We start from the raw sequence: 22836 nt of genomic DNA on the forward strand, positions 1-22836 counted from the left end.
ACCCCGGCGCCAGACGCTGGCCTGGCGCCGGATCCGGCCTAGTCGTTGCCCGCCGGCACCACCACCAGCTTGCCGCCGCCGGCCGACATCGCCTGTACTTCACGGTCGTACATGGCTTCGCCGTAGGCCGGTGGAACAATAAAGCTGCCGGTATTGGTGGCCTTGATCTGATAGACGAACTCCTGCACCTCGGTGCCGGCGCTGCCGTAGATAATCACCCGATCTTCACGGATATCGCTGTAATCCGGCGCCCAGGTGGAGCCGGTAGCGGCCAGAGGCGACTGCCAACCGCCGCGGTCTTCGCTCTCCTCGCCGGCGTCGGCCGGTTCCGGCGGCGTCTGCTGCACCACTTCGAACCCGCCCGGCAGCAGATCGACGATCGCCAGGTTGCTCTGCCCCTCTTTCGAGTTGGCGCGCACCTTCAGATGGACGTTGATCTTCTGCCCCAGCGTCACCTGCGTCACCGGTTTGCCCTGTTCGTCGGTGTAATCGCGAACGATCTCAATCCCGCGCGACAGCGCTTTTTGCGGCGCATTCAGGTCGTAACCGGCCTGCGTCACCACATACCAGGCCGGCGCATTGCCGCCGTTGGTGAAGCGCACGGTGGTAGCATCGGCGTTGAACTGCCCCTGCACGAACAACCCCTGCAGCTCACTGATGCGCTGCGGCTCGCCGCCGGCTTTGCCTACCTGCACGATGCCCAAGGCATCCGCATTGGCGGATTGCGCCGCCACCTGGGTCGAGTAGCTTTCCAGCGCCAGAATGCTCATTGCGGAGGAGTAGGTGGTGTAACGCTCTTCTTTCAGCGCCTTGACCATATTCTCCAGCGCCTGCGGCGGGATCGACGCCACCTTCTCAGGGAAGTGACGGGTAATCAGATACAGCCGCGTCGCATCCTGCACCAGCGGATCGAAATAGTTCTGCGTCCACCAGGCGCTGTCATACGCCTTGCTCAGCTGCTGCCAGCTGGGTTGCAACAGCGCGGCGGCTTCGTCGTCCATCTTCAACAACCGATAAGAAGAGGCCAGATACAGCGCGCTCAGATCGGTTTTCCACCCTTCGCCATAGCGTTTTTGCAGCGTATCCTGCACCGCCGCCAGCGAGTTGGTGGTCACTTCGCCCTGCAGCGTCAGCAGGTAAACCGCCCAGCTGCGCAGGCGCAGCAGATACAGATCGTCGAATCCGCTGGCCGCCAGCTCGCGCAACGCGCCGTTGGCCTCGTCCAGCATGCCTTCCGGCAGGGCGTAGCCCGCCGCTTTGGCTTCGAGCAGATACTGCACCACATAAGGCGTGACGAAAGGATCGGCATCCGGCGACGAACGCCAGGCGCCGATCGCCCCGCTGTCGTTCTGGCGCGCGCGCAGCACGCCAAGCAGGTTGCGCAGCTGCTTGCTGACTTCCGCCTGGCTCAGGCTGCTTTTCATCTCTGGGTGGCGGCTCTGCAGCATCAGCGGAATGGAGCGGCTGACGATCTGCTCGGAACAGTAATACGGATAATCCGCCAGGTATTGCGCCAGCCCGCGGGTCAGCACCAGCGGCGAATTCGACACCGCCGCCCGGCGCTGCGCGAAAGCGTCGAACATCTGGCGCAGGCCATCGACGTTCTGGCTGCTGCCGCTCATACGCCCCATCACCGACTGGGTGCGGTACGGCGCCGCCGGCCGCACCGAGGTGCTGACGGTGCGGCGGCTGGCCTGGTCGCCGTAACGGGCGTCGAACACCAGCGGTGCATCGCCCAGCGCGGATTTGGCGCGCAGACGGAAAGCGATCACACCCTCGCGTTTTTCCGCCAGCGTCAGGCTTTGCGTCGCGTTGCCCACCACTTCCAACTGCGGCGGCGGCGTCAACAGAACGTTGATGGCCACCGACTGGCCGTTCAGCCCTTCGAGGTTGTTGCTGACGCCCACGCTGACGTCGAACTCGTCGCCCGGCGCTACCATCGCCGGCACGTTCGGCGTCATAATGAAGTTGTCGCGCACCGTGGCGGCGGTTTGCGCCTTGCCGATTTTCTCCGGCGTCACCGAAATCGCCATCACGCGGATCTTGCCGTTAAAGTAGTCCGGCACCGGGTAGACGAACTGCTTCTCGCCGCTGACCTCGGTAATGCCGGACCAATAGGCCACCGGCTTGTCGCGTTTGCGCTTGAACGGGTTGAGGTTGAGATCCAGCCCTTCGCCCGCATCGCCGCCCGGCGCCGCGGTCAGCGCCATCAGCTTGCTGAACTCCGGCAGGATCAGGTCGAGGATCTGCGAGCTGCTCACGTTCAGTTCACGCTTGCTGAAAAAGAACTCCAGCGGATCCTTCAGGCGGTAGCGCGCCACCTGCAGAATGCCCTCATCGACGGCAAACAGCGCCACCTGCTGCGGCGCGTCGGTCTTGACCGTCATCGTCAGGTTTTCACCCGGCTTGATGACCTCCGGCGCCGTCACCTCAAGGCTGTTTTGGCGCGCCTGTGTGCTGATCTTGAACGGCATCACGCCATAGCTCAGCGGGCTCATGAAGATTTCGCTGGAGTTGATGTCGCGCACGAACTGCACGTTGATGTAGCCGTTGCCCTCCATGCCGGCCGGCACGCGGATCTTCTGCACCGAGCTGGTAGTGTCGCTGTGGAACCACTGCCAAGCGTAAACCTTGTCCTTCTCGATGGTGATCAAGCCGCTACCGGTATAAGGCGCGTTGATCGCCACCTCGATCTCCTCGCCCGGCTGATATTCCGCCTGGTTCAGTTTCAGCTTCAGTTCGGCGTTGCGATCCAGCGAACGGCTCAGGTTGGCGTTACCGGCCACGCTGTAGGCGACGCGGTTGAGCGTCTTGCCCTGCGCATCTTCAATCACCAGCACGAAGTCGCCCGGCTTATCGGTCGCCAGCCGCAGATCCGCGCCCTGCTCGCTCAGCGCCAGCGGCTGTTCCGACAGCTGCACTTCCTTCATCTTCGACTGGTATTTGTAAACGCCCGAATCCTGTTTGGTCAGCACCGAAATGTATTTCTGCTCGATCAACACCTGCTTCAGGTTCGGCATGGCGATCTGTTTCAGGTCCGGATCGATGGCGATCACGTTCAGATACCGCTCCGCGTCGCGGTTGATGTAGCCCAGATCGCCGTCCGCCTTCACCCCAATCAGGTAATCGTAAGGCGAGACCAGCGTGCGGGCGGTAGCTGCCACCGAGCGCCCGCCGCCGGCGACGAACGCCTCCGACAGCAGCTGCAGCTGATAGGTCGCGTCGGCATAGGATTTCAGATCGAGCGGAATATCGGCCACACCATGCTCATCGGTGGTGCGATCTTCCAGCTCGGTTTCGAACCCGTCGCTGTTTTGCCGGTTTTCATAGAACGCATAATCCGGGAAGCGATCGAAGCTCGGATACATCGGCCGCAGCGTCAGCCTGGTGGTCACGCGGCGATCCTGCGCCGGGGTACCGAACAGGTTCTGCACATCGATGCTGGCCTTCAGCTCGGACGGTTTGACCCAGCCTTGCTGGCGATTCGGCGTCAGCGCCAGCTTCACTTTCAGCTGATCCGGCTCGAACTCCTTCACATTGACCGCGGTATGGCCGAGCAGCGTGGAGGTATCGTTGTTTTTGCCGATCAGATACAGATAGACGTTCCACTCGCCGGTGGGCGAGTTTTCATCGGTGGTATAGCTCAGCTCGTTGAAACCGCTGGCGCCCAGCGTCAGCGGCACGGTGGTCATCAGCTTGTCGCGCGGATCGCGGACTTCGGCGCGCACCGGCACGCCGGCCAGGCCAACGCGCCAGTCGGCGGCGCGGGTGATCAGGCCAATATTGAAAGTATCCCCCGGTCGATAAACGCCGCGATCGGAGAACAGGTAGCTGCCGAGCGTGCGCGGATCGGTCGGCGTTTGTTCACCGGCGACATCGAAGCGCGAGAAGTCCAGCCCGCGATCGTTATAGCTGCCGGTCGGCAGGAAGGAAACATCCCCTTCCTTTTCCACCAGGAACATCACCGGCTGGCGCTCGTTGGTGTACACGTCGAGCGCCGGGAAACGCACGTGGCCGTCGGCCCCGGTGGTTTGGCTGAGCAGCGTCACGCCGTTTTTGGCCACTACCGACACGTTGGCGCCGCTGACCGGCGCGCCGCTTTGAATCGACTGCACGAAGACGTCGCGCGTCTTATCCTGCGAGCTCTTGGCGACAATGCCCAGATCGGTCACCACCACAAAGCGCGAATCGCCGACGTCGGGCTGATCATCCCCGGTGCTCTCGTCCGGTTCCTGTTCTGGTTCGGCGCCCGCCTCTTCCGCCGCCGGTTTCCGGTTCGGCTGCCATTCAGACAGCGTCAGCAGGAACACCCCGCGATGGGAACTGGCGTTGGTGGAGAGATAACGGGAAAGATCGATGCCCTGATAGTTCACTTCCCCCGGCCGCTCGTTATTGAGCGCCGTCTGGTATTTGAAATGCTCGGTGAAATACTCATCGTTGAGCCGGTTGAATTCCGTGGACGAATATTCCCGGCTTTTGAAGGAGACGATGTGCTGCAGCTGGCTCGGGATCACCCGCTTGATGTCCAGCCGCAGGCCCGCCACGTTGCGCGCCGCCACGCTGATCTGTTTGTCGCCGTTGACCGACAGCAGCGAGCCTGCGGACATGAACTGCAGCGATTTCGGGAACTCCGGCACTTCGACCACCCGATAAACCTTCTTCGGCATTTTGTAACCGCCGACGGAGACCAGCTGGTTGTCTATCTCGATCAGCACGAAGCGGTGCGCCGGAGCTTCAAAGCGGAAGCTGAACTGCGGTTGATAGGCCTCTTCCGCCTCGTTAAGCGTCAATGGCAATGCCGTCGCCTGCGCCAGCACGTTTTTACCGACGCTGTCGACCGTCCATTGATAGAAGTCTTCGGCATCGTTGGCGGTCTCGGCATCGCTCGGATCGTGCTGCGGCAGCAGCCAGGCTTTGGTGGCTCGCGCCAGCTCTTTATCCTTCACCGCATCGCTGAAGCCGACCACCAGCGCACGCTGCCCTTGGCCGCCGTCGGTATCCACAACCTGTGCACTGGCGTCGCTCAGCGCCAGGCTGTACAGCGTCGGGACTTTAACCCAGTTGCTTTTCGCCTCTTCGACCGCATTGCCGGCCGCCGTCGATTTGACGCCCTTGCCGACGGTCAGATGCACAGCGCCGCCCTGATCCAGCGCCTGCAGCGGTTCGGAATGCACCCAGGCGTTCAGTTTTTTCTCGTCATAGACCAGAGAGAAGTTCAGCTTTTTCTCGGAGGAAGTGCTGCCTTCTTTCAACCCCAGCGAAATCTGTTTTTCAAAGCTGGCGACGTCGACCGGCGCGTTGAACTGCAGATTGAAAATCGCGCTGCGTTTCTGCGCATCTTGCGGATCGCGGTAATACTCGGCCTGCCCCAGGCGGTAATCGAACGCGGGCACGGTGAAGGCATAGCGGGTTTTGGCCAGTTTGATCTGCGGCGCCAGCAAGGTGGCGGGCTCAAGGGTCACGTCATACTTCGCGCCCATCGGCAGCGGCTTTTTCGGCGTGAACAGCAGCGTCGACTCATTGATCCATGCCCACTGCCCTTCCGCCGTCGGCTTCAGAATGATGCCGGCGCTCACGGTTTTACCCACTGCGGCGATCGGCGCGACCGACCCGCTGAAGGTCAGGCTCACCGTTTGCGGCACCTGCCGGGCGGCGGCGTAATCTATCGGCTCGGGGTTGGCAAGCGATGCACTGACCTCCTGAACCACCATCGGCGCAGGCTCGATAGGCTGAGGTCGGTTTTGCCACCAGTGCCAGCCGTAAAATGCGCCGCCTGCGGCGCCAGCCAACAGCAACAGGCCTAAACCGATCGCTTTCGGGTGTTTATCCACGCCGCTTTCGAGCCGCAAGAAACCGCGCGGCAGCGCAGCCCACCAGGCCGGCGCACGCCAGCTGAGGTTGCCGACCAGCGGTCTCAGCAGCCGCCCCAACAGCGACAACGCCCCACCCAGCAGGCGACAGACGCCCTTAACCAGGGTAAAAGGCAAACGCAGGATAAACCTTAATAAATCCATTATTGCAGCACCTCATCATCCTAATGCAGCCCCCGGTCAACCGCCGTGGTTCAACCGAGCCGAAAGACGCCGTCGGCTCTCCTGCCCGGCATCCGCGCGAGTACTCTACACTGCCGGGCGGCAAAAATCTGCGCGCCGCCGGCGAATTACGGCTCTTTATTCAACATCAAATCCAGCTGTTGCAGCAGCACCAACAGCGGCAGGCTGCTCGGTTCACGATCTTTCAACGCCTCTTCGAAATAAGGCGTGATGGCGAAGCGCGTCGGCAGCGGCGCTTCGGCGTCCAGCAACGCATACATGCGCGGCAAGAACACCCACTGCAGCCAGGCTTCGGCCGACATGCTGTCGATGCAGAACGGCTCGGTGCTGGAGAAAGCCTCATGATCAGGCGGCGCGGCCTGCCACAGCGCCAGATCGCGCATGGATTGTTCAATCGCCTGCAAACTGCGGCGCACCTGGTTATGTATACTCATCTGCATTCCCGATCTCTTTTCATCATGGTATTCAGCGCGCTGGCTGAAAGGCGGCAAAGCATAGCATTTTTATAGCCCAAATTCGGCGCGCCTGAGACAGTCCGCCGTTTTTATCTGGTGGCGTTCGCCGCCGCGCGGCACAATAGGCCCACCGAGTTCACCACACAGATAAAGATTCATGTCCGTAATAACAGAGAAAAAAAACCACGCGACGCCCGGTAAAGCCATGCTGGCTTCGGTCACCGGTTATGCCATGGACGGGTTTGACCTGCTGATCCTCGGCTTTATGCTGCCGGCCATCAGCATCGAATTGGGATTAACCTCATCGGCCGCCGGTTCTCTGGTCACCTGGACGCTGATCGGCGCGGTGCTGGGCGGCGTGATTTTCGGCCACCTCAGCGATCGTTTCGGCCGTATCCGGGTGCTGACGATCACCATTCTGATGTTCTCCCTGTTCACCGGCCTGTGCGCCGTGGCGCAAGGGTATTGGGATCTGCTGGCCTATCGCACCCTGGCGGGCATCGGGCTGGGCGGCGAATTCGGCATCGGCATGGCGCTGATCGCCGAAGCCTGGCCGGCGGAGAAGCGCAACCGCGCTTCGGCTTACGTCGGCATGGGCTGGCAATTGGGCGTGCTGGCGGCCGCCTTCCTGACGCCGCTGCTGCTGGAACACATCGGCTGGCGCGGCATGTTTTTGGTTGGCCTGCTGCCGGCGCTGGCGTCATTCCTGATCCGCCGTACCCTGGGCGAGCCGGAGGCGTTCGTGCGGCAGAAAGAGGCCGGGCAACCGCTCTCCTTCCTGCAGCGTTTGCGCCTGCTGTTTAAGGATCGCGCCACCAGCAGGGCCAGCATCGGCATCTTCATTCTCTGTTCGGTGCAGAACTTCGGTTACTACGGCCTGATGATCTGGATGCCGACTTACCTGGCGAAAAACTTTGGCTTCTCGCTCACCAAGTCCGGCCTGTGGACGGCGGTGACGGTGGTCGGCATGACGTTCGGCATCTGGCTGTTTGGCATGCTGGCCGACCGCTTCGCCCGCTGGAAGATCTTCGTGCTTTATCAGATCGGTGCCGTGGTGATGGTGATCGGCTACGCCCAGTTGAGCGACCCGACGCTGATGCTGTTCGCCGGCGCCGTGATGGGCATGTTCGTCAACGGCATGATAGGCGGCTACGGCGCGTTGATTTCCGATACCTATCCGGTGCAGGCGCGCGCCACCGCGCAGAACATCCTGTTCAATCTGGGGCGCGGCGTCGGCGGCCTGGGGCCATTGGTGATCGGTGCGCTGGTGACGCAGGTGTCGTTTACCGCGGCCATCAGCCTGCTGGCGGCGATTTACCTGCTGGATATCTACGCCACGCTGTTCCTGCTGCCGAAAAAACAGGGCGCAGGCGATACGCTGGGCGCGATTGGTTAACGCTGAAGAGGGATTAAGGCGGGGCGCACGCGCAGCGGGATAAAACAAAAAGTTGGGGGCACTGCGTTAACAGTGCCCCCGGTTCGTTTTATAGCTATCCCGCTACACAGCGTGCTCCCTGCTCAATCCTTGAAAACTTTTCCTGCGGCCATCCTGACCAAGTGGTCCTTGCATCATCCTGCAGCATCATCCTGACGCGGTTCCTCAGCCTTCCTGACCCGCCGACAGTCCTGTGCCGGCTCTCAATCTCCGTCCTGGAGGTGTCCCTGGTTTCTATCCTGAAACATCCTGGGCATCTCCTGACGCCATCCTTCGCTCTTGCCTGAGCGCATCCCTTTCTTCTTCCTGAAGCTGCATCATCCTGATGCTTTCCTGCTCCGCCGGTTCCGTTCCGGTAACGATAAGATCGCTTAAATTCCCCGGAATCACAAGGGTTTGGGAGGTGTCTCACACTAAATTAAGACTAAGAGTTATCCTAAAGAAATTCTAACCAATTGATCTGGATAACAATAATCTCATAGCCTGGAGAAAGGCGGGAAAAATTAAGAGCGATCTCTCACAGGCCGTGTGAGAGATCTCTCACACGGGCGACGGCGAATCCGTCGCGATTCAGTCCAACACCGGGCGCAGCGCATCGAGGAAATTCCCCAGCGTCGCCGCCAGCAGGGTGCGTTTATCGCTGCCGAACTGTTCCAGCACCACGTTGCCGCTGACGTTGCACAACGACACCATCGTCATCTCGGATTCGGTGGTCGCCAGGAACAGCGTTGGCGACAGCTTGAGACGTTTTTGCGTCACCAGATGGCCGATCAGGTTCTCCTGCAGGCGGATAAAATCCTCTTCGCTCCAGACCTGCAGCAGGCTCAGGCGATGCTCGCCGAACTGCGCGCTCATGTCGCCGGCGTATTGCTGCGTGTAGAAGCGGTGCGCATCCGGCTGCAAACGCAGCTCCAGCGCGGTTTCTACCTTTTCCAGCGTCGCCGCCGGTTCGAAAGGCCGCGGCAACCACAGCACTTCGTCCTCGCGGTTCTCCACGATGCAGGGCGACGGCACGCCGTACAGCGCCTGGCTGGCCGGCGCGTGGCCGCGCTCTTGCTGCCACAACTCGACATAGCGTTGAGTGAATTCACGCAGAGCGTGCGATACATCATGGTCCATATTCTTTCTCGCATACGTTAAACTGACGGCCATTGTACCTATCTCTGACCGAGGTGACAGCAGATGTCCTCATATCAAGACCACCAGGCCCTGTCGGGGCTGACGCTGGGCAAACCCACCGCCTACCGCGATCGCTACGACGCCACGCTGCTGCAGGCGGTGCCGCGCAGCATGAACCGCGAGCCGCTGGGCCTGTATCCCGATAACCTGCCCTTCCACGGCGCGGACATCTGGACGCTGTACGAGCTCTCCTGGCTGAACGCCAACGGCTTGCCGCAGGTAGCGGTTGGTGAAATCAGCCTCAACGCCGACAGCCTGAACCTGATCGAATCGAAAAGCTTCAAGCTGTACCTCAACAGCTTCAACCAAACCCCGTTCGCCGATTGGGAAACGGTGCGCAGCACCCTGCAGCGCGATCTGTCCGCCTGCGCCCAGGGCGAGGTCAGCGCCACCCTGTTCAGCGTCGAGCAGCTGGAAGACACGCCGATCGCCCGCCTGGCCGGCGATTGCATCGACCAGCAGGATATCCGCATCGACAATTATGAGTTCAACGCCGACTACCTGCTGAACGCCGCCGGTGAAGAGGTGGTGGAAGAGCGCTTGGTCAGTCACCTGCTGAAGTCCAATTGCCTGATCACCCATCAACCGGACTGGGGCTCCGTGCAGATAAGCTACCGCGGCGGCAAGATCGATCGCGAAGCGCTGCTGCGCTACCTGGTTTCCTTCCGCCACCACAACGAATTCCACGAGCAGTGCGTCGAGCGCATCTTCAACGATCTGATACGCTATTGCCGGCCGCAAAGCCTGACGGTCTACGCTCGCTATACCCGCCGCGGCGGGCTGGATATCAACCCGTGGCGCAGCAACGTCGCGTTCGCCCCCGAGCACGGCCGCCTGGCGCGCCAATAAGTGCGAAACATTGCTCAACAACTGAGCTAACGAGCGGTTTGTGTTGGTAAAAGCACAGGGACGGCGGTAAGGTTAAAACGAGGCTGCGGCCGGGCAGAGCGCCCGCTTCGCCGCAGCACGCCAACCATAACGAGATGCTGTTTTGCTGCGTATGGATTACTACCGCCCCACACCGGGTGCAAAGGAGTTACCTTGATTACACACATCAGCCCGCTTGGCTCTATGGATTTATTGTCGCAGCTGGAAGTAGACATGCTGAAGCGCACCGCCAGCAGCGACCTGTACCGCCTGTTCCGCAACTGTTCGCTGGCCGTGTTGAACTCCGGCAGCCAAACCGACAACAGCAAGCAGCTGCTGTCGCGCTATGAAACCTTCGACATCAACGTGCTGCGCCGCGAGCGCGGGGTGAAGCTGGAGCTGGTCAATCCGCCGGAAGAGGCGTTCGTCGACGGCCGCATCATCCGCTCGCTGCAGGCCAACCTGTTCGCCGTGCTGCGCGACATCCTGTTCGTGCATGGCCAAATCGCCAGCGCCGGCCGCTTCCAGCACCTGAACCTGGAAAACTCGGCCCACATCACCAACCTGGTGTTCTCGATCCTGCGCAATGCACGCACGCTGCATCTGGATGAAGATCCCAATATGGTGGTGTGCTGGGGCGGCCACTCGATCAACGAAAACGAATACCTGTACGCGCGCAAGGTCGGCAGCCAGCTGGGCCTGCGCGAGCTGAACATCTGCACCGGCTGCGGGCCGGGCGCCATGGAAGCGCCGATGAAAGGCGCGGCGGTCGGTCACGCGCAGCAGCGCTACCGCAACAGCCGCTTCATCGGCATGACCGAGCCGTCGATCATCGCCGCCGAGCCGCCTAACCCGCTGGTCAACGAGCTGGTGATCATGCCGGACATCGAAAAACGCCTGGAAGCCTTCGTGCGTATCGCACACGGCATCATCATCTTCCCGGGCGGCGTCGGCACCGCCGAAGAGCTGCTGTACCTGCTGGGTATCCTGATGAACCCGGAGAACAGCGAACAGGTGCTGCCGCTGATCCTGACCGGGCCGAAAGAGAGCGCCGACTACTTCCGCGTGCTGGACGAGTTCATCATGAACACGCTGGGCGACGAAGCACGCCGCCATTACACCATCATCATCGACGATCCGGCGGAAGTGGCGCGGCAGATGAAGCAAGCCATGCCGCTGGTGAAGGAAAACCGCCGCAACACCGGCGACGCCTACAGCTTCAACTGGTCGATCCGCATCGCGCCGGATCTGCAGCTGCCGTTCGAGCCGACCCATGAGAACATGGCGAACCTCAATCTGTATCCGAACCAGCCGCCGGAGCAATTGGCCGCCGCGCTGCGCCGCGCGTTCTCCGGCATTGTGGCCGGCAACGTGAAGGAAAACGGCATCCATGCCATCGAGCAGTTCGGCCCGTACAAGCTGCACGGCGAACCGCAGATGATGAAGCAGATGGACAGCCTGCTGCAGGGCTTTGTCGCCCAGCACCGCATGAAGCTGCCGGGCAGCGCCTATGTGCCCTGCTACGAAATCGTAGCCTGACCCTCAATCCCGGGCGGCGTAACGGCCGCCCTGTTTTTTCTGACCTTGCCGCCCATGATGATACACCTACTGATTGTCGACGCCCTGAACCTCATCCGCCGCATTCACGCCGTGCAGGGCTCCCCTTGCGTCAACGCCTGCCGCCACGCGCTGCAGCAGCTGATCCAACACAGCCGCCCGACCCACGCGGTGGCGGTCTTCGACGAGGACGATCGCCGCGACAGCTGGCGCCACCAAATTCTGCCGGACTACAAGGCCGGGCGCTCGCCGATGCCGGAAAACCTGCAGCAGGAGATGCCGCAGCTGCGCGAGGCCTTCGCCGAATTGGGCGTCGCCAGCTGGCATTCTCCCGGCAACGAGGCGGACGATCTGGCGGCTACGCTGGCGGCCAAGGTCGCCGGCGGCGGCCATCAGGTGACCATCGTCTCCACCGACAAAGGCTACTGTCAGCTTTTGGCGCCGAACGTGCAGATCCGCGATTACTTCCAGAAACGCTGGCTGGATATGCCTTTCGTGCAACAGGAATTCGGCGTACAGCCGCAGCAGCTGCCGGACTATTGGGGGCTGGCGGGGATCGGCAGCAGCAAGATCCCCGGCGTGGCGGGTATCGGGCCAAAAACCGCCGTGCTGCTGTTGCAGCAGTCGGGCAGCCTGGACCGGCTCTATCAGCACCTGGAGCAGGTGCCGGAGAAATGGCGCGGCAAGCTGGAGCAGCACCGCGAGCTGGCCTACGTCAGCAAACAGGTGGCCACGCTGCGCACCGATCTGTCGTTGGACGGTAACCTGCAGCAGCTGCGCCTGCCGATACAATAAGGGCGCTGCAAGCAGCGCCCTTTATCAGGCTTAACGCGATTAATCGCGCTCGTCGCGCCGGCCCGGCACCGCCGACCACATGCGGCGCACGTGTACGGTGATCTCTTCGCGGTCGTGATACAGCTGCTTGGCGTGCACTTCGACGCTGATACCGGCGGCGCCCAGCGCTTCGCGGATGCTCGTCAGGTTTTGCGACACTTCCTCATAGCGCTTTTTCATCGGCAGCTTGAGGTTAAAGATCGCTTCGCGGCACCAGCCTTTCACCAGCCACTGAATCATCAGGCTGGTCACCTTCGCCGGTTTCTCCACCATGTCGCACACCAGCCAGTAGATCTTGCTGCTGTTCGGCTCGAACTTGAAGCCGTCGGCGCGGTGGTGCGTCACCTGGCCGGTTTCCATCAGGCTCGGCGCCATCGGGCCGTTATCCACCGAATGCACCATCATACTGCGTTTCACCAGCTGATAGGTCCAGCCGCCCGGGCAAGCGCCCAGATCGACCGCGTGCATGCCGCTGGCCAGGCGTTCGTCCCACTCGTCGGCGGGGATGAATACGTGGAACGCTTCTTCCAGCTTCAGCGTCGAACGGCTCGGCGCATCGGCCGGGAAGCGCAGACGCGGAATGCCCATGTAGAACGGCGAGTTGTTGTTGCTGTAGGAGTAACCAACGTAGCAGCAGCCCGGCGCGATGAAGAACACGTGCACCACCGGGCGAGTCGGGTTCTCGCGCGCCATCAGCACCTTCTGCTCGCGCATCGCGCCGCGCAGCGGCACCGTCAGCTTGCGGCAGAACTTCATCAGCTCTTTGCTTTCGTTGGTGTCCGGCACTTCCACCCTCAGCTCACCGCCACGGTCAACCACGCCGATCAGCATGCCGACGATCGGCGATACCCGATCTTCCGGCGGCAGATCGCGCAGCAGCTCACCCACCACGATCATCTGGCGGGCGAAAATCAGTTCGCGGAACGGAATTTCCCGCGCCAGGCGGTCGGCATCGTCCGGCTGATAGCATTCGAACAGCACGTAACCGCTGTGCTCTTTTACCCGTGCAAAGCCGTAAATCTCCAGCTGTGCGGCTTTGTCGGTGATCTCCGCCGCACACTCTTTTTCAAAGCCGGGGCGGCAGTACAACGCAATCTTATTCATGGCGCTCGGCCTTTTTCCTCAGACGCAAAGCGCCAATCAACATCAATATCCAGCCGATCAGGAAGCACACGCCGCCAACCGGCGTGATATAAACCCAGACCTTCAGGTGCGACAGCGCCAGGCAATAGAGGCTGCCGCTGAACAACACGGTGCCGAACGCCAACAGCGCTCCGCTCCAGTAAAACCACAGGCTCACGCGGCGCTGCATCGCGACCGCCAGCGCCAGGATGGCCAGGGTGTGGAATCCCTGATATTCCAGCCCGGTGCGGATCCAGGCCATTTCGTTGGCGCCGAGCGTACCGCTTAGCACATGCGCGCCGAATGCGCCCAACGCGACAAACACAAAGCCGCTGATAGCGGCGAAAACCAGCATGGAACGGCTGCTCATCGTGATCTATCCCATTAAAAATCACCGGCCGCGGCAAGGCGGCGGCCGGCCTTATTGTTCGTAGCGGAAGCGGAACTTCTCTTGTTCGCTGGCGGCACGCGCCAGGATCCACTGCCGGAAGGCGGCTATTTTACCCAGTTCTGCCTGGCTGTCATGACATACCAGATAAAAAGCGTTTTTACTGACCAGCACATCGTTGAACGGGCACACCAGGCGACCGGCTTCAATCTCGGTTTGCGCCATCACGTTGTTCACCAGCGCCACGCCCTGGCCGTGTACCGCCGCCTGCACCACCATGGCGCTGTGGCTGAAGATCGGCCCCTGCTGCACGTTGATGTGCTGCAGCCCCAGCTGGCGCGTATAGGCCAGCCAGTCGCGGCGTGAAACGTCGTGCAGCAGCGTATGATAAGCCAGATCCTCTGCGGTTTTCAGCGGATGATCGCCGGTCAGCAGGCTCGGCGAACATACCGGCAGCAGATATTCCGCATACAGGCGCTCGGCGCGCAGCCCCGGCCAGTTGCCGCGGCCGTAGAAAATCGCCACGTCGACGTCGTCCGCCAGCTTGTCTTCTTCGCGGTCCACCGCCTGGATGCGCACGTCGATCCCCGGATAAGCTGAGTTAAAACCGGACAGGCGCGGCACCAGCCACTGAATGGCGAAGCTCGGCGGCAGGCTGACGGTCAATGCCCCCTTGGCGCTGCGCGCCTGCAGCTTGCGCGTCGCCTCGTTGATCGAAGAGAAGATCTCCTTGATATCAAGGTAGTAACTTTGCCCCTCTTCGGTCAGCAACAGCGAGCGGTTGCGCCGGCGAAACAGCTTCAGCCCGAGGAAGTCCTCCAGCGACTTGATCTGGTGGCTCACCGCGGCCTGGGTCACGAACAGCTCTTCCGCCGCCTTGGTGAAACTCAGGTGGCGAGCGGCCGCATCGAACACGCGCAGCGCATTGAGGGGAGGTAAGCGTTTAGACATTAAATTAGCTACTTTTGTGTAACATTAATCCGAATGATTCGGCGCCGAAAATCGGGCGGCTTTGCGTGGCAAGCCATCGGTAAACGCTAACGGCGTATTGCCATTAGTTTTTTTAATCCGAGCCATTATAATTTGTCCGTTGAGGATGCGCCAGCAAATACCTATAGTGGCGGCACTTCCCGGGCCGGAACGAAAAGGGAGTGGGTGTCGAGGACGCCGATGAACTTTTGGCTTGTGGTTGTGATGTTGTGTTTGCAAATTGTCCGGCGATTCCGGACATGGTAGCTAGGCTACTGTTTTTTCACTTCCTGTACATTTACCCTGTCTGTCCATAGTGATTTTATGCAGCACCGCAAAACTTGCGGTGCTTTTTTTTGCCTGACGGTTACTGGTTGCTTTCAACCATCTCTTTCACATCGGCGCGGTTGATCTGCTGCTCGACGCCGTTGGCGTCTTTATAGCTGATCATGCCGGTATCGTTGTCCACTTTAGGCTTGCCGTCAGCGACAATGGTGCGTCCGTCATTGGTATGCATCACGTAGTTGCTGGAACAGGCGGCCAGGGTGAACGTAAGCATCAGGGCAGAGAGAACTGCGGCTGTTTTCTTCATTGAGGACTCCTTTGTAGTTTTAAATGCTGATAAATACCTTTTATCTGTATAGATGCGATTAATTAGCGCACATTTAATAGCATAACAAACTTTCCAAATTTTTCCAGGCGATAAGTCCTAATAGGCAGGATCGCTTGTCTCCGGCGGCAAAATAGGACAGGATCACCCATCGACTCAAGCCAGTGATAATCAGGGTATGACGCCTTTTAACCCCAGCCTTTTTCGCCAACAGTTTCCCGCGCTCGCGCAGGACGGCATCTATCTGGACAGCGCCGCCACCGCGTTGAAACCGCAGGCGGTGATCGACGCCACGCAGCAATTTTATCGCGATGACGCCGCCACCGTGCACCGCAGCCAGCATCGGGCGGCGCAGGATCTGACCGCCCGTTTCGAACGAGCGCGCGGCCAGGTGGCGCAGCTGATCAATGCACCGTCGGCCGACGACATCGTCTGGACGCGCGGCACCACCGAGGCGATCAACCTGGTGGCGCAGAGCTACCTGCGTCCGCGCCTGCAGCCGGGCGATGAAATCCTGGTGAGCGAAGCGGAACACCACGCCAACCTGATCCCCTGGCTGATGGTGGCGGAGCAAACCGGCGCGCGGGTGGTGAAACTGCCGATCGGCGCCGATCGGTTGCCGGATTTGACGCAGCTGCCCACCCTGCTCAACGACAAAACCCGCCTGTTGGCGCTGGGGCAAATGTCCAACGTCACCGGCGGCTGCCCGGATCTGGCGCCGGCTATCGCGCTGGCGCATGCCGCCGGCGCACGCGTGATGATCGACGGCGCTCAGGGCGTGGTTCACGGCCCGGCCGACGTACAGCGGCTCGACATCGATTTCTACGCCTTCTCCGGCCACAAGCTGTATGGCCCGACCGGCATCGGCGCGCTGTACGGCAAAGCCGAGCTGCTGGCGCAGATGGCGCCGTGGCAAGGCGGCGGCAAGATGCTGACCCAGGCGTCGTTCGACGGTTTTACCCCGCAAAAACCGCCGCACTGCTTCGAAGCCGGCACGCCGAACATCGCCGGCGTGCTGGGGTTGGCCGCGGCGCTCACCTGGCTCAACGAGCAGGACATGGCGGCGGCGGAGCGCTACAGCCGCGAGCTGGCGGACCAGGCGGAACAGCGGTTGGCGCAGCTGCCGGGCTTTCGCAGCTTCCGCAGCTCCGGCTCCAGCCTGCTGGCGTTCGATATCGCCGGCGTACACCACAGCGACATCGTCACGCTGTTGGCGGAGCAAGGCATTGCGCTGCGCGCCGGCCAACACTGCGCGCAGCCGCTGATGGCGGCGTTAGGCGTCAGCGGCACGCTGCGCGCATCGTTCGCCCCCTACAATACGCAACAGGACGTCGATACGCTGGTCAGCGCGTTGACTCACGCTCTCAATCTGCTGGCCGACTGACTTGACTCCCGGAGACGCTATGCTCGCCCCCCATCCTTTTGGCCGAGAGGTCACCGCCGAAGCGTTGATCGCCACCTTCAGCACGCTGAAACAGTGGGAAGACCGCTACCGCCAGCTGATTATGCTCGCGAAACGGCTGCCGCCGCTGCCGGAGGCCTTGCGCAGTGAAGAAATAGCGTTGAGCGGGTGTGAAAACCGCGTCTGGTTGGGGCACCAGTTGCTGGAAGACGGCACGCTGCACTTCTATGGCGACAGCGAAGGCCGCATCGTGCGCGGCCTGTTGGCGGTGCTGCTGACCGAAGTGGAAGGGAAAACGCCGCAGCAGATCGCCGCATTGGATCCGCTGGCGCTGTTCGACCGCCTGGCATTGCGCGCGCAGCTGAGCGCCACCCGCGCCAGCGGCCTGGCGGCGCTGGCCGCCGCCGTAAAGGCGATCGCCGCCCGTTACGCCTGACGCGCCGCCTTCGCCACCATCTTTTTCAGCGCGTGCGACACGGCGACGAAGCCGAAGGTCGCGGTGACCATGGTCGCCGCGCCGAATCCCGCGCTGCAATCCATTCTTTTCGGCCCTTCCGCCGTGCTGCGCGAAGCGCACACCGAACCGTCCGGCTGCGGGTAAACCAGCGGCTCGCTGGAGAAGACGCAGTCGATGCCCAGCTTGCCCTTGCCGTTTTTCACCACGTTGAAATCGTGCTTCAACCGCTCACGCAGCTTGGCGGCCAGCGGATCCTGGATGGTTTTCGCCAGATCGGCCACTTCGATCTTGGTCGGGTCAATCTGCCCGCCGGCGCCGCCGGTAGTCACCACCGGGATCTTGAAGCGGCGGCAGTATGACAGCAACGCCGCCTTCGGCCGCACGCTGTCGATCGCGTCGATGACGTAGCTGAAGTTATGGTCCAGCAGCTCGGCGACGTTGTCCGGGGTGATGAAATCGTCGATGCAGGTCACCCGGCATTCCGGGTTAATCGCCAGGATACGCTCCGCCATCACCTCGGTTTTCGACTGTCCGACGTGTTGGCGCAACGCGTGGATCTGGCGGTTGGTATTGGTGACGCAAACATCATCCATGTCGATCAGGGTGATGGCGCCGATGCCGGTGCGCGCCAGTGCCTCAGCCGCCCAGGAACCCACGCCGCCGATGCCGATCACGCAGACGTGCGCCTGCGCGAACACCGCCAGCGCCTGCTGGCCGTACAACCGCGCCGTGCCGCCGAAACGCTGCAGATAGGCTTCCGAATAAGCTGTGCTCATAACGCTTTAATTACCTTCGTAATGCAAATGATAAGGGCCGGAAAATCCGGCCCTTGCGGGTCACTCTTTTCACGCCGTATGCGTTTAGCGGGTGGCCAGCAACGAACCGCCGCCGTTTGACTGATTGGCGCTGAACAGCTGGCCACCGCCGTTGTTCTTCAGCACCCAGACGCGGCCATAGTGGTTGTAGTATCCCGCCGAGTGGCCGGCTTCCGGCCCGATGCCCTGATACATGTCAAAATGCTGGCCCTTGATGGCGCCGCCCACGTCGAGCGCGACCATCAGGCGCATCTCGTATTTTCCCGTGAATTTGCCCTTGTTGTCCAGCAGCGGCACTTCGGCCAGCAGCGTGGTGCCCGCCGGGATCAGCGAACGGTCGGAGGCCACCGAGGCTTTGGCGATCAGCGGCACCGCGCTGGCGCCCTTCACCGGCGCAAAAGCCTCCGGGCGGAAGAACACGAACGACGGATTCTGCTCCAGCAGCTCACGCACCTCTGCGGCGCTGTGGGTATCCGCCCACTGACGGATCGCCTGCATCGACATGTCAGCCTTGGCCACTTCGCCGCGATCGATCAGCACCTTGCCGATGCTGCGATAGGCGTGGCCGTTCTTGCCGCCGTAGCCGAAGAACACCAGCGGCTGGCCGTTGCCGTAGTCGACGTAGCCACTGCCCTGGACTTCCATCATGAAGTTGTCCATCAGCGAGTTGGTGTAAGCGATGATATAGCGATCGTCGAGCGCGCCGGAATAGATGCCCGCGCGATCCGGCAAGCGGCCTCTGCCCTTCGGCGGCATGCGGTACAGCGGATAGCGGAACTCGCCCTGTTGGGTATAGCGCGCCTGCACCACCGGCGTGTAGTAGCCGGTAAACTGCACGTTGCCGTAATTGTCGACGCCTTCCATCTGGTAAGCGCTGAGGCCGTACTGGCTCAGCATGCGCGTGTCGGCGCCGGACGCCATCCAGCTTTGCACCGCCTGATAGGTGCTGCTGTTGCGGTTAAACAGCGAAGGCGACGCGTACTTGATCTCCATCAGCTGATCCGAGTAGTCCTTGGCGTTGACCGGCGAACCTTTGGCGTTGGGCTGATTGACCAGCTCCAGCGATTGATCCAGACGGCCGTCTTTATATTGCTGACCCCGATCGGTCGGCTTGGACGAACAGCCCGCCAACACCGCCACCATCAACCCGCCCAGCAGGTATTTGCCCCAACGTCCTTTCATCGCGCACACTCTCAAACTGATATGATCTACCGGCTGAACGATAACAAACGCTCATTGATAAAGGAATCGCTGCAAATAAAAAAAGCCGCATGGAGGATGGTGATGAAAAAGAAGGCAAATTGCGGGCAAATCCAGCAGAAAAACGGGTTTAGGCCAATAAAATGCAAAAAGGGTTTGCAACAAAACGCATGGAGAGTATAGTGCGCATCCATCGGACGCGGGGTGGAGCAGCCTGGTAGCTCGTCGGGCTCATAACCCGAAGGTCGTCGGTTCAAATCCGGCCCCCGCAACCAACCGATGCCGCATTAGCGGTATTTGTGTTTGGCTTCGATAACAAAGTATTATACGGACGCGGGGTGGAGCAGCCTGGTAGCTCGTCGGGCTCATAACCCGAAGGTCGTCGGTTCAAATCCGGCCCCCGCAACCAACCGAATGCCGTACCAGCGGCATACCATGAAACGGTGGTTTCGTAGTAATACAGCATCAAGACGGACGCGGGGTGGAGCAGCCTGGTAGCTCGTCGGGCTCATAACCCGAAGGTCGTCGGTTCAAATCCGGCCTCCGCAACCAACTCTTGATGACAACAGACAAGCACCCTGAGGGGTGTTTTTTTGTATCTGCAATCCGCAAAAATAGCCGGACTCGCGCCCGGCCCGGCTTCTATCGGCTCGCCAGCGCGCCGCCGTTGGCGAAATAAGCCTTGATGCCCGCCAGAATCGACTCTGCCACCTGCTGCTGGAAATGGCTGGTGCGCAGCTTGCGCTCCTCCTCAATGTTGCTGATAAACGCCGTTTCCACCAGGATCGACGGGATATCCGGCGCTTTCAACACCGCAAAACCGGCCTGATCGACGCGATTCTTGTGCAACCGGTTGATTTTCCCCATCCGATTCAACACTTCCTTGCCGAACTTCAGGCTGTCGTTGATGGTCGCGGTCTGGATCAGATCAAACATGGTGTGGTCGAGATAGCGGTCGCCGCTCTTGCTGACGCCGCCAATTTGGTCCGAAGCATTCTGCGTCTGCGCCAGGAACTTGGCCGCCGAGCTGGTGGCGCCCTTGGTGGACAGCGCGAACACCGATGAACCGCGCGCTGCGCGGCTGGTAAAGGCGTCGGCGTGAATCGAAACGAACAGATCCGCGCGCTGCTTGCGCGCCTTGGCGACGCGCACCTTGAGCGGGATAAACACGTCTTCGTTGCGCGTCATGAACACCTTCATGTTCGGCTCGCGCTTGATCATGGCGCTCAGCTTGCGGGCAATCTGCAATACGATGTCTTTCTCGCGCGTCTTGTACTTGCCGATAGCGCCGGGATCTTCACCACCGTGGCCGGGATCCAGCATGATAACGATCGGCCGATCGCGCCCCGCCTTGCCGGCCTGCGGCGCCTCCGGCGGCAGCGTGCGCTCCAGATCGCCCTTATTGTAATCTTCCAGTAACGCCAGTAGCGGATCATACTCCTCGCCGCCGCTGCCGGCCTTGGTCGGGTAGAGATCCATTACCAGGCGGTTGCGATACTCCGGCACCGGCGCCAGCGTGAAAATATGCGGGCTGACGCTCTGCTTGAGCTCCAGCACCAGCCGCACGGTATTCTGATCGAACTGGCCGACGCGCGCCTGCTTGAGATAAGGGTCGTCGGCACGTACCTGCCCGGCGATGCCTTTCAGCACGCTGTTAAGGTGAACGCCTTCGATGTCCACCACCACGCGATCGGGATTGGTCAGGGCAAACTGCTTGTATTTCAGCTCGACGTTGGATTCCAGCGTGACGCGGGTATAGGTGGAGGATGGCCAGACGCGCACGGCGATCACGTGCGATGACGCGGCGAAGCCTGTACGACTCACACTCAGCAACCAGCTGGCGGCAACGCCCTGTAATAAACGACGGCGGCCCAGATTGTGATTAGAGTTTGGCATGCGGCTCCGGCAGTAATAGCTGTTTACAACAGATGAAAAAAACACCAATAAAATGGGGATGCCGAAAACTTTAACCAATCATTCCAGCCCTGTCATCAGAAAATCTTTTTATGGTTTTTCAATTTATTAACCATTTAGCACCCTTAGCACACTCTTCATGACGATTTCCCGCTTGCCATCGGCGCAATAAAAGAATAAAAATACAAAAATACCGTATAAATATGCAAAAGAGGTTTGTCGTGAAGGAACGTAGTACAGAGCTGGTGCAAGGATTCCGTCACTCAGTCCCCTATATCAATGCCCACCGCGGCAAGACGTTTGTCATCATGCTCGGTGGGGAAGCCATCGAACACGAGAATTTCTCCAACATCGTCAACGATATCGGGCTGCTGCATAGTCTGGGCATTCGCCTGGTGGTGGTTTACGGCGCACGGCCGCAGATCGACGCCAATCTGGCGCAGCACAACTATGAGCCGATCTACCACAAACACACCCGCGTGACCGACGCCCATACGCTCGAGCTGGTCAAGCAGGCCGCCGGTTTGTTGCAGCTCGATATCACCGCCCGGCTGTCGATGAGCCTCAACAACACGCCGCTGCAAGGTGCGCATATCAACGTGGTCAGCGGCAACTTCATCATCGCGCAGCCGCTGGGCGTCGATGACGGCATCGACTACTGTCACAGCGGCCGCATTCGCCGCATCGATGAAGACGCGATCCACCGCCAGCTCGACAGCAACGCCATCGTGCTGATCGGCCCGGTCGCGGTTTCGGTCACCGGCGAGAGCTTCAACCTGACTTCGGAAGAAGTGGCTACCCAATTGGCGATCAAGCTGAAAGCGGAAAAAATGATCGGTTTCTGCTCCTCGCAGGGCGTGACCGACGCGGAGGGGAACATCCTTTCCGAGCTGTTCCCCAACGACGCGCAAAAGCGCCTTGAAGAGCTCGAGGAAGGCGGCGACTACCATTCCGGCACCGTGCGCTTCCTGCGCGGCGCGGTAAAAGGCTGCCGCAGCGGCGTACGCCGCAGCCACCTGATCAGCTACCAGGAGGACGGCGCGCTGGTGCAGGAGCTGTTCTCGCGCGACGGCATCGGCACCCAAATCGTGATGGAGAGCGCCGAACAGGTGCGCCGGGCGACGATCAACGACATCGGCGGCATCCTGGAGCTGATTCGGCCGCTCGAGCAGCAGGGTATTCTGGTGCGCCGTTCGCGTGAACAGCTGGAGATGGAGATCGACAAGTTCACCATTATCGAACGCGACAACCTGACCATCGCCTGCGCGGCGCTGTACCCGTTCTTAGAGGAAAAAATCGGTGAGATGGCCTGTGTCGCGGTACATCCCGATTACCGCAGTTCTTCGCGCGGCGAGATGCTGCTGCAGCGGGTGGAAAACCAGGCGCGGCAGATGGGGCTGAAGAAGCTGTTCGTGCTGACCACCCGCAGCATCCATTGGTTCCAGGAGCGCGGATTCACCCCGGCGGAAGTCGACGTGCTGCCGATGCAAAAGCAGGCGCTGTATAACTACCAGCGTCGTTCCAAAATCCTGCTGGCCGATCTGTAATCCCCACGGCGCGGCCGTTGCCGCGCCCCTTC

Annotated in this window: 17 protein-coding genes and 3 tRNA genes; 10 read left to right on the forward strand and 10 right to left on the reverse strand. The window is 60.9% G+C overall.

Annotated elements, in window-relative coordinates; translation table 11 throughout:
• Window positions 1-38 precede the first annotated feature (38 nt).
• Window positions 39-6014 carry an MG2 domain-containing protein gene (locus tag C3F38_RS22390; protein WP_055317068.1) on the reverse strand — a complete coding sequence of 1992 codons (5976 nt, stop codon included), beginning with the start codon at window positions 6012-6014 and terminating at the stop codon, window positions 39-41.
• Between the two features lie 146 nt (window positions 6015-6160).
• Window positions 6161-6487: a YqcC family protein gene (locus C3F38_RS22395; RefSeq protein WP_033638567.1), complete on the reverse strand. Its 327-nt coding sequence runs from the start codon at window positions 6485-6487 to the stop codon at window positions 6161-6163.
• A gap of 178 nt (window positions 6488-6665) precedes the next feature.
• Here C3F38_RS22395 and C3F38_RS22400 point away from each other — a divergent pair, with 178 nt between their 5' ends.
• Window positions 6666-7904: an MFS transporter gene (locus C3F38_RS22400; RefSeq protein WP_038878764.1), complete on the forward strand. Its 1239-nt coding sequence runs from the start codon at window positions 6666-6668 to the stop codon at window positions 7902-7904.
• A gap of 609 nt (window positions 7905-8513) precedes the next feature.
• On the opposite strand, the gene syd is transcribed toward C3F38_RS22400, so the two are convergent.
• Window positions 8514-9062 carry a SecY-interacting protein gene (syd, locus tag C3F38_RS22405; RefSeq protein WP_038878762.1) on the reverse strand — a complete coding sequence of 183 codons (549 nt, stop codon included), beginning with the start codon at window positions 9060-9062 and terminating at the stop codon, window positions 8514-8516.
• A gap of 63 nt (window positions 9063-9125) precedes the next feature.
• Between syd and queF the strand changes: the two genes are divergently transcribed.
• The 3 genes from queF to xni all read left to right on the forward strand — a co-directional run bounded on the left by queF (window position 9126) and on the right by xni (window position 12341).
• Complete coding sequence (gene queF / locus C3F38_RS22410) at window positions 9126-9971, forward strand: NADPH-dependent 7-cyano-7-deazaguanine reductase QueF (RefSeq protein ID WP_055317067.1); 846 nt, start codon at window positions 9126-9128, stop codon at window positions 9969-9971.
• A 192-nt stretch (window positions 9972-10163) separates the two neighbouring features.
• The gene (gene ppnN / locus C3F38_RS22415; protein ID WP_038878760.1) at window positions 10164-11528 is read left to right on the forward strand and encodes a nucleotide 5'-monophosphate nucleosidase PpnN; all 1365 of its coding nucleotides are present in this window, start codon (window positions 10164-10166) and stop codon (window positions 11526-11528) included.
• Between the two features lie 54 nt (window positions 11529-11582).
• Window positions 11583-12341: a flap endonuclease Xni gene (xni, locus tag C3F38_RS22420; protein WP_055312361.1), complete on the forward strand. Its 759-nt coding sequence runs from the start codon at window positions 11583-11585 to the stop codon at window positions 12339-12341.
• A gap of 39 nt (window positions 12342-12380) precedes the next feature.
• Here the strand turns inward: xni and rlmM are convergent, their stop codons facing one another.
• The 4 genes from rlmM to C3F38_RS22440 all read right to left on the reverse strand — a co-directional run bounded on the left by rlmM (window position 12381) and on the right by C3F38_RS22440 (window position 15451).
• Window positions 12381-13484, reverse strand: coding sequence for a 23S rRNA (cytidine(2498)-2'-O)-methyltransferase RlmM (rlmM, locus tag C3F38_RS22425; protein WP_047729979.1), 1104 nt, complete (start codon window positions 13482-13484; stop codon window positions 12381-12383).
• Window positions 13477-13872, reverse strand: a complete 396-nt coding sequence (locus C3F38_RS22430) for a DUF423 domain-containing protein (RefSeq protein ID WP_004931896.1) — start codon at window positions 13870-13872, stop codon at window positions 13477-13479. Before C3F38_RS22430 ends, rlmM begins: the two co-directional genes overlap by 8 nt.
• 51 nt (window positions 13873-13923) lie before the next feature.
• The gene (locus C3F38_RS22435) at window positions 13924-14841 is read right to left on the reverse strand and encodes a transcriptional regulator GcvA (RefSeq protein WP_025304049.1); all 918 of its coding nucleotides are present in this window, start codon (window positions 14839-14841) and stop codon (window positions 13924-13926) included.
• Window positions 14842-15226: 385 nt separating this feature from the next.
• On the reverse strand, window positions 15227-15451 hold the full coding sequence (locus C3F38_RS22440) for a YgdI/YgdR family lipoprotein (protein ID WP_025304050.1): 225 nt from the start codon (window positions 15449-15451) through the stop codon (window positions 15227-15229).
• A 196-nt stretch (window positions 15452-15647) separates the two neighbouring features.
• On the opposite strand from C3F38_RS22440, the gene csdA reads away from it, so the two are divergent.
• On the forward strand, window positions 15648-16853 hold the full coding sequence (gene csdA, locus C3F38_RS22445) for a cysteine desulfurase CsdA (protein ID WP_048234609.1): 1206 nt from the start codon (window positions 15648-15650) through the stop codon (window positions 16851-16853).
• Between the two features lie 19 nt (window positions 16854-16872).
• Entirely contained in the window at window positions 16873-17307 is a 435-nt protein-coding gene (gene csdE / locus C3F38_RS22450) for a cysteine desulfurase sulfur acceptor subunit CsdE (RefSeq protein WP_038878734.1), read from the forward strand.
• Here csdE and tcdA read toward each other — a convergent pair.
• Both tcdA and mltA read right to left on the reverse strand, forming a co-directional pair.
• A complete protein-coding gene (gene tcdA, locus C3F38_RS22455) occupies window positions 17298-18104 on the reverse strand; it encodes a tRNA cyclic N6-threonylcarbamoyladenosine(37) synthase TcdA (RefSeq protein ID WP_004931886.1) in 807 nt (268 codons plus the stop codon). The genes csdE and tcdA overlap by 10 nt on opposite strands.
• Window positions 18105-18188: 84 nt before the next feature.
• On the reverse strand, window positions 18189-19325 hold the full coding sequence (mltA, locus tag C3F38_RS22460) for a murein transglycosylase A (protein WP_038878731.1): 1137 nt from the start codon (window positions 19323-19325) through the stop codon (window positions 18189-18191).
• 216 nt (window positions 19326-19541) lie between these two features.
• Here mltA and C3F38_RS22470 point away from each other — a divergent pair.
• The 3 genes from C3F38_RS22470 (at window position 19542) to C3F38_RS22480 (ending at window position 19895) form a co-directional block, all read left to right on the forward strand.
• Window positions 19542-19618: transfer RNA gene (locus C3F38_RS22470), tRNA-Met, on the forward strand.
• Window positions 19619-19675: 57 nt separating this feature from the next.
• Window positions 19676-19752: transfer RNA gene (locus C3F38_RS22475), tRNA-Met, on the forward strand.
• Window positions 19753-19818: 66 nt separating this feature from the next.
• Window positions 19819-19895, forward strand: a tRNA-Met gene (locus C3F38_RS22480).
• Window positions 19896-19985: 90 nt separating this feature from the next.
• On the opposite strand, the gene amiC is transcribed toward C3F38_RS22480, so the two are convergent.
• On the reverse strand, window positions 19986-21239 hold the full coding sequence (amiC, locus tag C3F38_RS22485) for an N-acetylmuramoyl-L-alanine amidase AmiC (RefSeq protein WP_047729977.1): 1254 nt from the start codon (window positions 21237-21239) through the stop codon (window positions 19986-19988).
• 221 nt (window positions 21240-21460) lie between these two features.
• Here amiC and argA point away from each other — a divergent pair, with 221 nt between their 5' ends.
• A complete protein-coding gene (gene argA, locus C3F38_RS22490; RefSeq protein ID WP_048234611.1) occupies window positions 21461-22804 on the forward strand; it encodes an amino-acid N-acetyltransferase in 1344 nt (447 codons plus the stop codon).
• Window positions 22805-22836 lie beyond the last annotated feature (32 nt).

Origin of the sequence: Serratia sp. SSNIH1, assembly GCF_002935055.1 — a bacterium.
GTDB classification, from domain to species: domain Bacteria; phylum Pseudomonadota; class Gammaproteobacteria; order Enterobacterales; family Enterobacteriaceae; genus Serratia; species Serratia nevei.